Annotated in this window: 13 protein-coding genes and 2 tRNA genes; 3 read left to right on the forward strand and 12 right to left on the reverse strand. The window is 70.3% G+C overall.

The features are described 5' to 3' along the window. Positions 1-195: 195 nt before the first annotated feature. From ACZ4Z5_RS03590 to hemA, 7 genes are read right to left on the reverse strand one after another with little or no spacing between them, the layout of a single operon-like run. Positions 196-1431, reverse strand: coding sequence for an aminotransferase-like domain-containing protein (locus ACZ4Z5_RS03590; RefSeq protein ID WP_468256060.1), 1236 nt, complete (start codon positions 1429-1431; stop codon positions 196-198). 9 nt (positions 1432-1440) lie between these two features. Beyond that, the gene (locus tag ACZ4Z5_RS03595; protein WP_468256063.1) at positions 1441-1992 is read right to left on the reverse strand and encodes a hypothetical protein; all 552 of its coding nucleotides are present in this window, start codon (positions 1990-1992) and stop codon (positions 1441-1443) included. 28 nt (positions 1993-2020) lie between these two features. Then, positions 2021-3019, reverse strand: coding sequence for an NADP-dependent oxidoreductase (locus ACZ4Z5_RS03600; protein WP_468256066.1), 999 nt, complete (start codon positions 3017-3019; stop codon positions 2021-2023). Further along, a complete protein-coding gene (locus tag ACZ4Z5_RS03605) occupies positions 3016-4221 on the reverse strand; it encodes an ATP-grasp domain-containing protein (RefSeq protein WP_468256069.1) in 1206 nt (401 codons plus the stop codon). The genes ACZ4Z5_RS03600 and ACZ4Z5_RS03605 overlap by 4 nt, the downstream gene beginning before the upstream one ends. Beyond that, positions 4218-5177 carry a 3-oxoacyl-ACP synthase III family protein gene (locus ACZ4Z5_RS03610; RefSeq protein ID WP_468256073.1) on the reverse strand — a complete coding sequence of 320 codons (960 nt, stop codon included), beginning with the start codon at positions 5175-5177 and terminating at the stop codon, positions 4218-4220. The genes ACZ4Z5_RS03605 and ACZ4Z5_RS03610 overlap by 4 nt, the downstream gene beginning before the upstream one ends. Beyond that, positions 5165-6019, reverse strand: coding sequence for a TauD/TfdA dioxygenase family protein (locus ACZ4Z5_RS03615; RefSeq protein WP_468256076.1), 855 nt, complete (start codon positions 6017-6019; stop codon positions 5165-5167). Before ACZ4Z5_RS03615 ends, ACZ4Z5_RS03610 begins: the two co-directional genes overlap by 13 nt. Before the next feature lie 30 nt (positions 6020-6049). After that, the gene (gene hemA, locus ACZ4Z5_RS03620) at positions 6050-7264 is read right to left on the reverse strand and encodes a 5-aminolevulinate synthase (protein ID WP_468256079.1); all 1215 of its coding nucleotides are present in this window, start codon (positions 7262-7264) and stop codon (positions 6050-6052) included. A 367-nt stretch (positions 7265-7631) separates the two neighbouring features. Between hemA and ACZ4Z5_RS03625 the strand changes: the two genes are divergently transcribed. After that, positions 7632-8630, forward strand: coding sequence for a helix-turn-helix transcriptional regulator (locus ACZ4Z5_RS03625; RefSeq protein WP_468256082.1), 999 nt, complete (start codon positions 7632-7634; stop codon positions 8628-8630). An 80-nt stretch (positions 8631-8710) separates the two neighbouring features. On the opposite strand, the gene ACZ4Z5_RS03630 is transcribed toward ACZ4Z5_RS03625, so the two are convergent. Next, a tRNA-Ala gene (locus tag ACZ4Z5_RS03630) sits at positions 8711-8783 on the reverse strand. 168 nt (positions 8784-8951) lie between these two features. Here ACZ4Z5_RS03630 and ACZ4Z5_RS03635 point away from each other — a divergent pair. Beyond that, positions 8952-9500 carry a helix-turn-helix domain-containing protein gene (locus ACZ4Z5_RS03635; RefSeq protein ID WP_468256084.1) on the forward strand — a complete coding sequence of 183 codons (549 nt, stop codon included), beginning with the start codon at positions 8952-8954 and terminating at the stop codon, positions 9498-9500. Positions 9501-9555: 55 nt separating this feature from the next. After that, complete coding sequence (locus ACZ4Z5_RS03640; protein ID WP_468256087.1) at positions 9556-10926, forward strand: serine/threonine-protein kinase; 1371 nt, start codon at positions 9556-9558, stop codon at positions 10924-10926. A gap of 79 nt (positions 10927-11005) precedes the next feature. On the opposite strand, the gene ACZ4Z5_RS03645 is transcribed toward ACZ4Z5_RS03640, so the two are convergent. The 4 genes from ACZ4Z5_RS03645 to ACZ4Z5_RS03660 all read right to left on the reverse strand — a co-directional run bounded on the left by ACZ4Z5_RS03645 (position 11006) and on the right by ACZ4Z5_RS03660 (position 14351). Continuing rightward, on the reverse strand, positions 11006-12361 hold the full coding sequence (locus ACZ4Z5_RS03645; RefSeq protein WP_468256612.1) for a hypothetical protein: 1356 nt from the start codon (positions 12359-12361) through the stop codon (positions 11006-11008). A 267-nt stretch (positions 12362-12628) separates the two neighbouring features. Then, positions 12629-12763, reverse strand: coding sequence for a DLW-39 family protein (locus ACZ4Z5_RS03650; RefSeq protein ID WP_003958712.1), 135 nt, complete (start codon positions 12761-12763; stop codon positions 12629-12631). Between the two features lie 898 nt (positions 12764-13661). Then, positions 13662-13735 (reverse strand) — tRNA-Ile (locus ACZ4Z5_RS03655). 79 nt (positions 13736-13814) lie between these two features. Then, positions 13815-14351 (reverse strand): DUF3566 domain-containing protein, encoded by a 537-nt coding sequence (locus tag ACZ4Z5_RS03660; protein ID WP_468256090.1) that lies wholly within the window; start codon positions 14349-14351, stop codon positions 13815-13817. Positions 14352-14420: the final 69 nt, after the last annotated feature.

Consider the following 14420-nt stretch of genomic DNA (forward strand, 5'->3'; position numbering starts at 1 on the left):
TGGTTCGTTCCTCATGGGTCGTCGCCCGGGATGGGGCGGAATGGGTCGGTCCCTGCTGATCGGGGGACACAGCTGGTCGGGATCGCTGCTGTTCGGGGTCGCTGCGCGCTGGGATCACCACGGCCGGTGATCAAGACCGCTTGGCGATCACGGCCGCTTGGCGATCAACGCTGTTCGGATCACGGTGGCCCGGAGTCACCGCGGCCCGTTGATCACGTCGGCCAGACGCCGCACCCCGTCGTCGATCCGGTCCGCTGAGGGATACGAGAACGAGAGCCGGGCGTTGTGCCGTCCCCGGCCGTCCGCGTAGAAGCCGGTCCCGGGGACGAAGGCGACGCCGGCGGCCAGCGCGCGGGGCAGCAGTTCCCTCGCGTCGAGGGCGTCCGGGAGCGTCAGCCAGACGAAGAACCCGCCGTCCGGGATGGTCCAGGAGATGCCCGGCGGCATGCAGCGGGCCAGGGCGCGCAGCATGGCGTCGCGCCGCTCGCGGTACCCGGTGCGGAACTCGGCGAGGCGCTCCTGCCACGGTTCGGTCCGCAGATAGCGGTCCACGGTCAGCTGGGTGAGCGCGGAGTGGGAGAGCATGGCGCTCTCGGCGGCGAGCACCAGTTTGCGGTGCAGTTCGGCGGGTGCGCGTACCCAGCCCACGCGGAGCCCCGGCGCCAGGGTCTTGGAGAAGGAACCCAGGTAGACGACATGGTCGGGGTCGGTGGCGCACAGCGCTTCGGCGGGCGCGCCGCCGTAGTGGAGCAGGCCGTACGGGTTGTCCTCGACGACCAGCACACCGGCCTCGCGGCAGATGTCGAGGATCTGCCGCCGGCGGCCGGCCGCCAGGGTGACGCCGGTCGGGTTCTGAAAATTGGGAACGGTGTAGAAGAGCTTGGCCGGCCGCCCCTCCGCGGCCTGCCGGGCGAAGGTCTCGGCCAGTTCCTCCGGGATGACGCCGGCCCGGTCCATGCCGACGTGGACGACGCGGGCCCGGGCGGCCGCGAAGGTGCCGAGTGCCGTGACATAGGTGGGCCCCTCGGTGACGACGGTGTCGTCGGGGTCGAGGAGGACCCGGGCCACCAGGTCGAGCGCCTGCTGGGAGCCGACGGTGACGAGGACGTCGTCCGGCCGCGCGGCGATGCCCTCGACTGCCATGACCTCGCAGATCCGCTCCCGCAGGCCCGGATCGCCCTGTGCCCCTCCGTACTGGAGTGCCGTTGCGCCCTGCTCCTGCACCACGGCCGTGAGGACCGAGGCCATCACGTCCATGGGGAGGGAGCCGACGTCCGGCATTCCGCCGGCCAGCGAGACGACCTCCGGGCGGGCGGCGACGGAGAACAGCGACCGGACCTCGGACGGCACCATGCGCCGGGCGCTCCGGGAGAAACGCTGCTCCCAGAAGGCGGGTACGGGTGCCGGCCGGGGCTCTGCGGTCGGGCGCATGACGGTCTCCTAGGTGGGACGGGTGGATGGGTCGCCGGCTTCCCGGAGGAGGGCGGTGGTGTAGGCGCGGAGCACGGTCTGCTCCCGCTCGTCCAGTACGTGGACGCGGCGTAAGGGGCGGCCCGGGGAACCGGCCGTCAGAACGGCGCCGTGGCAGCGCAGCCGGTACGCGCCGTCGGCACGGGCGTGGAAGGCGTCCGGTTCGTCGCGGGCCAGCGCCGCCCACTCGCCGGGCCCGTCGCCGATGGCGGTGCGGGCCAGTTCCCGCAGGTCGGCGTCGCACGGGCCGGTTCTGATCGAGGTGGCCCGGATGCCGTCGGCGGCCGTGGCGAGGTCGACGCAGGCGGGCCCCTCCGTCCGGCCGAGGTCGAGCAGGGCGGTCAGTGCGGTCTCGACGGCCCAGTCCTGCTCGGCTCCGCGGCGGGGCAGCAGCAGAGCGTGGGGGTACGCGCAGGGGCGGTCGGGGCCGGGGTGACCGCTCACCCGCCAGATGGCGACGACCCGGTGGGTCCGGCCGAGGGAGACGGTGCTGATGTGGAGGCCCACGTGGCGAGGTGGCATGGGTGGCCAGCTTTCGGTCTGCCCCGGCTCAGCGGGGATCGAGCCGCACGACGGCCTTCCCCGTGTTCTCGCCGCGCAGCATGCCGAGGAAGGCGTCCACCGTCCGGTCGAACCCGTCGGTCACATGGAGGTGGTCGGTGATCCGGCCGCTGCGCAGATGGGGGACGAGGAACTGCTCCAGTTCCTGCTGCACCCCGCGGTGGTTGGCGACGAGGAACCCTTCCAGGCGGATGCTCCTGGCCACCATGTCGAAGAGGTTGCGGGGGGCGGCCGGGGCGGTTCCGGTGTTGTACTGCGAGATGGCTCCGCACCAGGCGATGCGGCCGAACTCGCGCATGGCTCCGATGGCCGCTTCGAGGTGCTCGCCGCCGACGTTGTCGACGTAGACGTCGATGCCGTCCGGTGCGACCCGGGAGAGCTGTTCGGCGATGGGACCGGCCCGGTGGTCGAAGGCCGCGTCGTATCCCAGTTCCTCGGTGAGCCGTCGCACCTTGGCCGAGGATCCGGCGCTGCCGACGATCCGGCCGGCGCCCATCAGCCGGGCCAGCCGGCCCGTGGCGGTGCCGACCCCGCCGGCCGCGGCCGAGACGTACACCGTCTCGCCCTCCCGCAGCCGGGCGATACGGGTCAGGGCCACGTAGGCGGTCAGCCCGGTTCCTCCGAGCAGCCCCAGGAACGATTCGGTGGCGACCCCTTCGTGATGGGGCAGCACCCGCGCCTCATGAGGGGTCAGGACCGCGTGGGTGCGCCAGCCGTCCCGGTGGAACACCAGGTCACCCACGGCGAGCTCCGGGCTGCGGGATTCGAGGACCCGGCCGATGGACCGCCCTTCGAGCGGCGCTCCGAGGTCCCAGTCCCCGTCCATGCATTCGCGCATGTACGGGTCCACCGAGAGCCACAGGTTCTCCACCAGGGCGGTTCCGGGTCCGAGCGGCGGCAGCGCGAGGTCCGCCTCGGCGAAGTCCTCGGGCACCGGCATCCCCTGGGGACGCCGTACTTGCTGCACTGCCCTGGCCGTGACGGTCATGCCGCCCTCCCTTCCTGTACGGCGGGTCGCGTGCCGACGGTCACCGCCCGGGCGCACTCCTCCAGGAACGCGCGGAGCTCGGCGGCGTCGCTGTGGGAGGCCTCGACGAAGACGGGCACCTCCCACTCCTGGTAGGTGATGTGCCGGGGCGTCTCCTGTCCGGGGGCGAGGACGTGCACCCGGTCGGCGCACGGGTGCTCGCGCAGTCGTTCGGGCACCTCGATGTGCAGCGCGGCGCCGGCCTCCAGGTGGTGACCGGGGAAGGCCAGCCAGCCGTGGTACCGGCCGCTGGGCGGGTCGGCTGGAGGCCGCGGCACGCCCAGCCGGACGGCGATCTCGTGCGAGGGCAGGTGAACGCCGGTGTGCTGATGGTGCATCGAGGCGACGGACGCCCCACCGACCCGGTTGGCGACCTCCAGGAAGACCGTTTCTCCCCCGGTGGTCTCGAAGAACTCCAGGTGGAGACAGCCCTCGTCGATCCCGAGGACGGAAACCACCCGGTCGGCGAACGCGCGGTGCTCCGCCGACACCTCCACCTGGTGCGAACCGAGGGGGACCCCGCTCGCATAGTCGACCGGCTTGTTGACGTACCGGCTGACGGACAGGTCCACGATCCTGCCGTCCTGCACCAGCCCGTCGGCGTGGAGGATGTCCCCGTCGATGTACTCCTCGAGCTGGAACTCCGCGGCGTTCGGGAGCTTCTGGTACGCGACCAGCGCCTCCCGGGCGGTCTCGTGGATCGTGACGTCCTCGCTGGAGGCCCCCTGCCGCGGCTTGAGGACCGTACGGCCCGTCCAGGGCAGCGGACGGCAGGTGGGCGGCGCGGCCACGAACCGCGGGTACCGCAGACCGGACGCGGCCAGCGCCTCCTTCATCCGCACCTTGTCGCGGACCTGCTCGACGAGGGCGGGGTCGGGCCCGTCGATCCCCAGGTGCTGCCGCACCCGGCAGGCTTCGAGGATCCCGAATTCGGAGAGCGCGAGCACTTTCTCGTAGCCGTCGTCCGGTGAGGTGCGGGCGCGGATCCCTTCGACGAGGTCCTCGCCGGCGTCGAGGGTGATGCGCTCGCACGGCAGGTCCTCGGGGATGTCGGGCATCCGGTGCGGGTGCCCGATGTACGTCACCCGATGCTTCTCGTGGTCGATGCCCAGGTGGTACGCGATCTTCCGGTACGGCACCTGGTGAATGACGAGGATCTTCATCCCTGATACTCCAAGGTCGTGATGCCCCAGCTGAATCCCATCGCGCTGGTGGCGAGCATGATCAGGTCTCCGCGCCGCAGCCGGCCCGCCCGTTCCAGGTCGCCGAGGGCGATGAGGGTGTCCGCTCCGCCCATGTGGGCCAGCCGGTCGTAGTTGAAGACGCTGCGTTCCGGGGGGATGCCGAGCACGTCCAGCAACCGCTCGTGCATGCCCCTGTCACCGTGATTGATGAGGAAGTGGGCGACGTCCCCCGGCTTCCGTCCGAGCACTGTCAGCGTCTCGTCCACCAGCAGGGTGAAGTTCCGTACGTAGGCGTCGGCGAGACCGCTGCGGTGGGCCCCCCGCCGGATGACGACCCGGTCGTCCTTCAACTCGCCGCCGTAGTAGTCGGCCCAGCTGCCGTCGGTGCGCATGGTGCTGTGGAGTACGGCGAAACGGCCCTCACCGCGTGCCAGCAGTACCGCCGCAGCCGCATCACCGAAATTGAACAGGGCCTTGGAATCCGGGTCACGGTAGTCCACCATCCGGCTGAGTCGGTCCCCCACGAGGACGAGTGCGTACTCGTCCTCGGCCAGTGCCCCCTCCACGGTGAGCAGGCGGAGGGCGGTCATTCCGGCATTGCAGAAATTCGCCACCTCGAAGCAATGGGCGTCCTCGATGCCGAGCTCGTGCGCCACCTTCGCGGCCGGCGACCAGAAGGGCCGGTCCCATTCACCGGAACCGGCGTGGACGACCTGCCGGATGCGGGAGGCCGGCACACCGGTCCGGTCGAGGACGGTCCTGGCCGCGGTGAGCGCGAGCTCCCAGGCCCGCTCCCCTTCGGCGAGCACCGGGAAGCTCTCGCAGTGCGTGATGCGGGCGATGTCCGCGAGGGCCACCCCGGAGGCGGCCTGCATGGCGTGGATGTCGGCCCTCGCGGACGGGAAGCACACGTCGAAATCGACTATGCCGCCCACTGCCCGCCCTCTTCGATGCTCACCCGGTGCACGGTCCGGTAGACGCCCTCCTCGATGGCGGTCGCCGCGTGGTACGTGGTCGCGGTCTTCCACACCACCAGGTCGTTGGTGGTCCAGCGGTGGGTGTAGACGTGCTCCGGGTCCTGGATGAGACGGTCGATGAGCGCGAAGAACTCCGCGTTCTCATTGGCGTCGAAGCCGACCACCGAGTCCATGTACTCGGGCGCGCCGTAGAGGTAGGAGCGGCCCGTCACCGGGTCCTCCCTGACCAGCGGGTGCTCGGTCATCGGGTGCTCCAGCTCGACCAGTGCCTTGAGTTCGGCGATGGACAGGCCCACGTGCTCGGCCGATATGCGCTGCCGCTTGCTCACGGTGTGCAGAGCCGTGCGGCCGGCGATCCTGTCCTTCCACTCCTGGGGCAGCCGGTCGTACACGTCGCAGGCGCTGGCGTAGAGGGTGTGCCCGCTGGTGCTCGGTACCTGGACGCCGTGGAGCATCGTGAAGGGCGCCGGATCCTTCATGTACGAGGAGTCCTGGTGCCAGAAGTTCCCGACCCGGGCCACGCCGACGGGTCGGCTCGCCCTCATGGCGTTCGAGGAGATCATGATCTCCGGGTGATCGGGGTGGCGGTACTTCGCCATCAGGAAGGGCACGGGACGCCCCATCATCGATGCCAGCTCGATCTGCTGTTCGGGGGTGATGTCCAGGCCGCGGACGACCGCCAGCTCCCGGTGGTGGACGAGGTCGACCAGCTGCCGGAACACCTCGGGGCGCCTGAGGTCCTCGTATCCGACACCGGTCATCTCGGAGCCGATGAACGGGGTGATCTCCTTGATCTGCACGACTTGGTCTCCTTGTTCGGAAATTGTTGGTCAGGCTTCGTTCAGGCAGATGCGCAGAGCGCGCACGAATTCCTCGATCTGCTGTGGCGTGCGGAAAGGAGCGACGGTCACCCGGAATCTTTCCCCGCCCTTGGCGACTGACGGGAAATTGATCGGCTGGACGTAGATTCCGAATTCGTCGACAAGGCGACGGGAGACGCGTTTCACGCGTTCTCCGCCGGGCACCAGGACAGGCACCAGATGGCTTTCCGCGTCGATGAAATCGATTCCGGCCGCGCGCAGGGCGTCGCGCATGAGCCCGGCGTTCTCGCGCAGCTTCCGCCGCAGCCCGGCGCCTTCCTCGCCCTGGATGACGTCGAGGCTGGCCCGCGTCGCGTCCAGGCTGGAGCGTGGGATGGTCGTGGTGAAGATGAAGCCGGGCGCGTGCGAGCGCACGTAGTCGAGCGCGTCGTCGGGACCGGCCACATAGCCGCCGGTCGTGCCGATCGCCTTGCCGAAGACTCCCTGGACGAAGGTCGGGCGGTGCTCCCCCGTCTCCTCGCAGACACCGGCACCGGTGGGTCCGTTCACGCCGATCGCGTGCGTCTCGTCCAGGTAGGTCATCGCGTTGTGCCGCTCGGCCAGATCGCAGATGGCGCCGATCGGCGCGATGTCGCCGTCCATCGAGTAGACGGACTCGAACACGATGAGCTTGGGACGGTCGTGGGGGTACTGCGCGAGGAGTTCCTCCAGCGCGGCCACGCCGTTGTGGGGGAAGACGTGCTTCGTGTTTCCGGAGGCGCGGATACCCTCGATCAGCGAACGGTGGTTGAGCGAGTCGGAGAAGACCACCATGTCGGGGACCGCCGCCAGCAGCGTCGAGAGGGTCTCGAAGTTGGCCACGTAGCCGCTGGTGAAGACGAGGGCGCGGGCTTTGCGGTGCCAGTCGGCCAAGCGGGTCTCCAGCTCGACGTGCGCCTCGCTGGTGCCCGCGATGTTGCGGGAGCCGCCGTTCCCGGTGCCGTGCCGCAGAGTGGAGGCGATCTGCGCCTCCATCACCTGCCGGTTCTGGCTCATCCCCAGGTAGTCGTTGGTGCACCACACCTGGATACGCCGGCCGCGGTGCATCGCGTGGCCGGGCTCATCCGCGAGGTAGGAGCAGGGAGTGAACTCACGGTACATTCCGGACTTCTTGAGTTCCGTCAGCCTGTCCTGCAGCCCGTCGAGGGCGGACAGCGGGTTCATCGCGACTGGAAGGGCGGACATACGTCGTCTCCTGTACACAAGAATTTAACGGGAAGGAATTGACTTCTGCCGAGGTCCGCAATTCTGCGGGGATCCGCAGCGATCAGCCCCACTCCGGGTCGGCCGGCTGCACAGCCGCCGCAACGACCTCTCCGCGAATGTCGCCGCGGTCGCCCGCAGAGGCTCCCAGAGCCACCAGAACGGCCACCGCGAGCGCTCCTAGAATCCGATGGAGAGCACTATTCCGCTGCATGTCCCTGTCCCCCTGATTTGTTGTCCGGCCAACTCGTTTTCGGCCCGTGACAGGAATCATGCGCCTTGCTTCTCGTCTCACACAGGGAGATCGAGGAGCATGATCATGCAACACAGGGATATGAAGGATGAACAAATGTGCAGAAAGTCGGACATAGAGGTGGGAACCACTGCCTCCGAGGTCTGCGACGAAGGTTTGCTCTTCTACGCCAAGACATGGAGCGGCGCCCCGTCCGCCGAGGAATGCCCCGAATGTCTGCTCTCCCTGGGACTCCTCCAGCGGGCACCCGACGGCACCCTCGTCCCCATCCCGCCGGGCCTGGCCGCCGACACCCTGATGCGCCCCCTCGAAACGGTCATCGAGGAGAAACAGCGCGCCCTCGCCACGGCGCGCGCCTCCATCCACCGTGCGGAGGAGGTCTACCGCGCCAGCTATCGCACCAGCAGCGCACCGGTCCGCGAGATCAACGGCCCCGAGGTCATCAGCGCCGCGCTGGCCTCCGCCGTCAGCTCCGCGCAGGAGGAACTGCTCACCGCCCAGCCCGGTGGCGGCCGCCCCCAGGAACTACTGGCGAATGCCCTGCCCGGCGACCTGCTTGCGCTTCAGCGCGGCGTACGACAGCGCACCATCTACCAGCACACCGTCCGCTCGCACGGACCGACGCTGTCCTACGTCGAGCAGATCTCGGTGGCGGGCGCCGAAGTCCGCACCCTCGACGAGGTGTTCGACCGGCTCATCGTGGTCGACCGGAAGATCGCATTCATCCCCGACCCCGCCCAGGAACGCCGGACGGTCGCCCTGGCCATCGAGCATCCCGGCACGATCCGCTATCTCGTCGGGATCTTCGAGCACGCGTGGGAGCGCGCCACCCCCCTCCTGCACACCCCCACCGAGCACCGGCCTCCGCTGCTCACCGACGAGACCCGCAGGGCGATCCTCCAGCTCATGGTGAACGGCTACACCGACGAGACCATCGCCGGCCGCCTGGGGATGAGCACCAGAACCGTGGCGACCCATGTACGCAAGGCCTCGGAGCTCCTGGGCAGCAGAAGCCGCGCACAGCTCGCCTATCTGATCGCCAAGACGGGGATCCTCGACGCCGGCCCCGAGGACGCACCCGGAGGCACTCTGTGACCGGGGCCCTTCCCACCGCGCCCGGACGGCACGAAACCCCCTCCGCCCGCATCACTGCAGGTCAGAGGGGGTCTCATAAGTGGAGCCTAGGGGAGTCGAACCCCTGACATCTGCCATGCAAAGACAGCGCTCTACCAACTGAGCTAAGGCCCCGTAAGGGAAGGCGAACGCCCGGCCCGTTCACCGGTCACCGCCGCTGACCAGAGTACCGGGTCACCCCCCGGTTCCCGCAAAAGGATTGGGACTCCCCGTGCGCGACCACTCTCCGTAAGATGCTCGTCGGGTTCGCATCAGCGAACCGACAGCGATGGGGAGGCGCACATGGAAACAGCGCAGCAGGAAGCGACCGCGAGAGCCAGAGAGCTTCAGCGCAGTTGGTACGGGGAGCCGTTGGGGGCGCTCTTCCGTAGGCTCATCGACGATCTGGGCCTGAACCAGGCCCGTCTCGCCGCGGTGCTCGGACTGTCGGCGCCCATGTTGTCGCAGCTGATGAGCGGACAGCGGGCCAAGATCGGAAACCCGGCCGTCGTCCAGCGCGTCCAGGCACTGCAGGAGCTCGCCGTGCAGGTCGCCGACGGCAGCGTCAGCGCGGGGGAGGCCACCGACCGCATGGAGGAGATCAAGAAGTCGCAGGGCGGCTCGGTGCTCACCGGCACCAGCCCCTCGACGAACGGCTCGGGCGCCCCCACCGTGCGCCGCGTGGTCCGCGAGATCCAGTCGCTGCTGCGGTCCGTGTCGGCAGCCGGGGACATCATCGATGCCGCGGACTCCCTCGCCCCCACGCACCCCGAACTGGCAGAGTTCCTCCGGGTGTACGGCGCCGGGCGCACCGCGGAGGCAGTCGCCCACTACGAAGCACACCAGAGCTGATCCCGGCGGAACACCGGAACAGCTGAACTGAACGACGGGGAGCGGACGCAGCGCAATGGGTGAGGTCTTCGCGGGTCGGTACGAACTGGTCGACCCCATCGGAAGCGGCGGCATGGGCTCCGTGTGGCGGGCCTGGGACCACCGCAGGCGGCGCTATGTGGCGGCCAAGGTGCTGCAACAGAGCGACGCGCACACACTGTTGCGCTTCGTCCGCGAGCAGGCCATGCGGATCGACCATCCGCACGTGCTCGCCCCGGCCAGCTGGGCCGCCGACGACGACAAGGTCCTGTTCACCATGGACCTGGTCAGCGGCGGCTCGCTCGCCCATCTGATCGGCGACTACGGCGCCGTTCCGGCGCGCTCCGCCGGCATCCTGCTCGACCAGCTCCTCTCGGGACTGGCCACGGTGCACGCGGAGGGGGTCGTGCACCGTGACATCAAGCCCGCGAACATCCTGCTGGAGGCCACCGGGCAGGGGCGGCCGCATCTGCGGCTGTCCGACTTCGGCATCTCGATGCGCAAGGGCGAGCCCCGGCTGACCGAGAGCAACTTCGTCATCGGAACGCCCGGCTACCTCGCGCCCGAGCAGCTCCGGGGCGCCGAACCCGACTTCCCCGCCGACCTGTTCGCGGTGGGCCTGGTCGCCCTCCATCTGCTCACGGGCCGGAAGCCGGACTCACAGGCCCTGGTCGACCACTTCACCGTCCACGGCACGCCCGGGGCGCCGCAGGGCGTGCCCGAGCCGCTCTGGCAGGTGCTGGCCGGGCTGCTCCAGCCGGACCCGCAGGCGCGGTTCCGCTCCGCCAACGGCGCCCGCAAGGCGCTTGCCGCGGCCCTGGAGCTGCTTCCCGAGGCGGATCCCGGCAAGGCGGCCGTCGAGGTCGTCGACCGGCTGGGCCCGCTGCCCTCCGGTTTCGGCCCGGACGGCCCCCTGACGGGCGCCGCAGGCCCAGCAGGCATAGGCGGCACGGGCCCCGGCGGCCCCGGCGGAAACGGTCCGTCGCCGGACGGCTCCCCGTCCGCAGCGGGGCAGGCAGCCGCCTCCGAAGCGGCGTATCCGCCGCCGTCCGCGATGTCCCCGACCGGGAGCTTCCACCTCGCTCCTCCGCCGCAGCCCTCGGCTCCCACGCCGACGGCGCTCGCGTCCCAGCCCGCCGCCGCACAGCCCGGCACGCCGTCCCCCGTTCCCGGCACGGCACAGGGCCTCGCACAGGCCCCCACGGCCGCTTCGCCCTACGGGCCGCCGGTCACCCACCCGTACACGGCGCCGGGCGCACACGTCCCCACCCAGGGCGGACAGACCGTGAGCACGGCCGCCGAGGCGGCGCGGCAGCGTCCGGGACCGCCCCCGAAGGTGGCGATCCCGGTCCTGGTCGTCGCGTTGATCTGCTTCGTCGTCGGCTTCTGGGCCCTGACGCAGAGCTGAGCCACCCGGCCCGGCGGGCCGGGCGCGGCTGCTCCGGCCGTTCCCGCCGGGGCGGCTTCGCCGCTCGTTCCCGTGGCCGTTACCAGCCCGAGGGCGGCCCGTACCGGGCCGTCGCACCGCCCTGCGCAGGCGTGGGCGCCTCGGCCGGTGCGGACGTCGCGCGCCGCCTCGCGACCAGCGTCCAGGCGCCGAGCCCGAGCACCAGCACGGTCCCCGTGCCGATCCCCGTGTAGCCGACCAGCCGCATCGTGCCCGAGGCCTCCTGCGTGGGGCCGCTCAGTCCGTTCGCGGCCGCCTCCCGGTCCTCCTCGCCGACGGTGAACGCCCCCGCCGGTCCCGCGTACGCGGGGGCGGCCTTCTCCGAGCCCTTGAGGTTCACCCGCAGCGTCACGCGCTGCGCGCCCTTACCGAACTGCTCCGCGACCTTGGGGTTCAGCCCCACCGCCATGTAGTACCAGCCGGCGAACCGTACGGCGGAGACCTCGTTGTCACTGGAGAAGCGGTTCTCGTAGGCGACTGCGGGCAGCGGGTCCATCCCCCGGGACTCCTGCTTGCCGCCGTAGCTCAGGGACAGACGGTTCACCAGGCCCAGCGCGGGGTTGTACAGCCGCACGTCGAGGGCGCTGCTGACGAAGCTCCCCTCCTTGGGCGAGCTGCCCAGGTCGGCGCCGACGAACAGCTGCTGGCCCCAGTCCACCGGGACTCGGTAGTAGACGGTCTGCCCGGGCCTGATGCTGCCCGTCCACTCGCCGTTCTGCACGCCAGTGGCGTCGAAGAAGCTCGTCCCGCCCGCCCGCTCCGTGGCGCCGCCCGCGGGCGGCTGGGGGGACTCGGACGGCCACTGGGACGGTGCGACGGTCGGCGGGGCGGTCTTGAGCCCCGGCTCGGACAGGTAGCGGAGCTCCAGGCCCCAGTCACCGGACGACGCGGAATCGCCGTCGCGCTCGACGACCAGGTAGTACGGTCCGGCCTGCTGGCAGGAGGAGTTCCCCTTGTCGATCACGCGGGCGACCGCGACGGCCATGGGCCGGGGGTGGCCCTCCTCGAGATCGGCGTCCTCCCGCTGGCAGGAGCTCGCCTCACGGTCCTCCAGGGTGACCGTGATCCCGTCCTGCGTGGACACCTTGGCACCGGCTCCGGGGACGGCCACCGCCGAGAGGTACGCATTGGACTTGGCGTCCAGATCGACGCGGTAGTACAGCTTGCCGCCCGGCTTGATGGTGTCCTTGTACGTGGTGCCTGCCACCAGCTTCGGGGCGTCGCCGCTGCCCGTGGCGCCGTGGCCCGGCTTGGCCGATGTGTCGAAGACGTACTCGCCCGGTTCGGCGGCGTCCGCCGCCCACGCCGGCGCCGGCAGCATCGCCACCAGGCACAGCGCCGCGCCTGCCGCCCCCACCCGGGCCGGCACCGCCCGGCCCCTGCCGCGCTGCCTCATCACGCGCCGCTCCTTGTCGTCTCGCTGCGAGCCCTGCGTCATCCTGCCGCGCCCGCCCCTCCGCTGTCTGCGCCGTGGGTCGAATCACCCCTCTTGTCCCACGACTCCCATGTCTTTGCTCAAGCAATTACGCGATTCGCGTGGGTGAACGGACGGAAGCGGTCCGCGGATTCGGACGGCATCGCGCCCGGAGAGCACGCCGCTCCGGACAGCGCCGTGCCCCGGCCGCTCAGGCGGCCGGGGCACGATACACAGACTGTGGTGGTCTCACACACCGGAACCTGCGGGCACGGAGTCAGTCGCCTCCGTCCACAGGTCCTGCTCGGCGCGATCCGCCTGAATCTGGCGGTACACGAGGAGCCCGCCGATGGCGGCCAGTGCGACCAGGAGCAGCTTCTTCACCGCGCGACCTCGTCTTTCCTTGACGTAGGGGACCTCTGAGGCCCGACTATACACACCGACCGATACCGATCAGTGACCTGCATTCCTCCCAACTCCCGCCCGCATCACGGGGTTCAACTCAGCGTGATCAACTCCAACGGAAATGCGTTCCGGGTGCCCCCTGATCGACCATCCGAGTGGTGTTCATCCGAAGAACGGCCGCGCGGCGGCGTCGGTCCGGGACATCGCCGCACACATCCACATGATGGGAGAAGTACGCAGATCGGACATCCCGAAAGCGAGCAGCCGTGGCAGCGAAGCAGGTCAGCAAGGTGTGGGTCCTTCTCGTCGGGGCGTTCCACGCCCTTCTCGCCCTCCTGGGCCTCCGCACCCGGGCGGCGCTTGTAGCGCAGCCCGCCGGATCGTGCCACCGCACACCGTGCACGGCCCCGCAGCCGGCCGCCGCTCCCGTCGTCGCCCCGCTCGCGACGTACAGCAGTTCGCTCCCCGCACCGGGCGCCCGGGCCGCCACCGCCCCACCGCGGCGGCCGAACAGGCTCCGGTGCCCGGCCCCGTCCCCGCTCCGCGCGGTCCTCACCATGAAACAGCGCCTCCGTGCCGAGTCCCACGGAGCCTCCTCCGCCGCCCGGCGCCTCAGAGTGCCGGTGGGTCTCTCGGACACCCCGAGGACACCGGAGTCCTTCGCACTCACGGCGTGACACCGGCCGGGGCCAGGAACCGGTCGCCCGTGGGACTCCACGGCTCCCCACGGGGACGACGGCAACACCCAAGGCCCCGACGCCGGACCGCACAGCCCGCCCGCCGCTCTCCCGGACCGGCGTGGCACCCGTACCCGGCGCACTCGTACACAAGCAAGCCGAAGACCCCCAGGCTCGATCGCCTGGGGGTCTTCGTAGTGTGGGGCTAACAGGATTTGAACCTGTGGCCTCATCCTTATCAGGGATGCGCTCTAACCAACTGAGCTATAGCCCCGCGCTCTGCACGCTTTCCGCGCGCCGACTCCTGAAGATTAGCGCACGTCGGGGCCAGTCCCAAAATCGGTTGTCGATGCTCACTCATCCTCGGCGAGAGTGAGCTCCACACCGCCCACGAAGCCCGCCGACAGGTTGTAGATGAAAGCACCGAGCGTCGCGAGCGCCGTGGCCAGGACGACATCGATGACCGCGATGACGGAGGTGAAGATCATCACACGCGGCAGCGACAGGAACGACTGGAGGTCGAACCCGTTGCTGTCGCTCGAGCCGGTGGCCTCGCTGATGGTGCCGCCCACGGTGGAGAAGACGCCCATGGCGTCCATGACCATCCACAGCACCGCCGAGGCGACGACCGTGCAGATGCCCAGCGCGATCGACAGCAGGAAGCTGACCTTCATCACCGACCAGGGATCGGCCTTGGCCACCCGCAGCCGCGCCTTGCGCGTGCGCGGCGTCGTCCTCGCGCCCGTCCTGGGCATCCGCTGGCCCTCCGCCCCATAGGCGGCCGGCGGGTGGTACGGCTGGGCGGCAGCCGGGGGCTGCCGGCGCTCGCCGGGCAGCGGCCCGGCGTCAACGCCCTCGTACCCGTCCTGTGTATCGCGGGTGTCGGTCACCGTCGCTCCCCTGCCTGCACCGGACTGGCCGTTCTTGGAGTCCGTGGCTGGGCCACGGGCACCGTTCGC

The sequence above is a fragment of the Streptomyces sp. NPDC030222 genome (assembly GCF_055573115.1).

What these genes read in the sequence shown, in the direction of transcription:
- ACZ4Z5_RS03590 (WP_468256060.1), bottom strand. Translation starts at nt 1,431, where the DNA reads ATGCGCCCGACCGCAGAGCCCCGGCCGGCACCCGTACCCGCCTTCTGG.
- ACZ4Z5_RS03595 (WP_468256063.1), bottom strand. Translation starts at nt 1,992, where the DNA reads ATGCCACCTCGCCACGTGGGCCTCCACATCAGCACCGTCTCCCTCGGC.
- ACZ4Z5_RS03600 (WP_468256066.1), bottom strand. Translation starts at nt 3,019, where the DNA reads ATGACCGTCACGGCCAGGGCAGTGCAGCAAGTACGGCGTCCCCAGGGG.
- ACZ4Z5_RS03605 (WP_468256069.1), bottom strand. Translation starts at nt 4,221, where the DNA reads ATGAAGATCCTCGTCATTCACCAGGTGCCGTACCGGAAGATCGCGTAC.
- hemA (WP_468256079.1), bottom strand. Translation starts at nt 7,264, where the DNA reads ATGTCCGCCCTTCCAGTCGCGATGAACCCGCTGTCCGCCCTCGACGGG.
- ACZ4Z5_RS03625 (WP_468256082.1), top strand. Translation starts at nt 7,632, where the DNA reads ATGTGCAGAAAGTCGGACATAGAGGTGGGAACCACTGCCTCCGAGGTC.
- ACZ4Z5_RS03635 (WP_468256084.1), top strand. Translation starts at nt 8,952, where the DNA reads ATGGAAACAGCGCAGCAGGAAGCGACCGCGAGAGCCAGAGAGCTTCAG.
- ACZ4Z5_RS03640 (WP_468256087.1), top strand. Translation starts at nt 9,556, where the DNA reads ATGGGTGAGGTCTTCGCGGGTCGGTACGAACTGGTCGACCCCATCGGA.
- ACZ4Z5_RS03645 (WP_468256612.1), bottom strand. Translation starts at nt 12,361, where the DNA reads ATGAGGCAGCGCGGCAGGGGCCGGGCGGTGCCGGCCCGGGTGGGGGCG.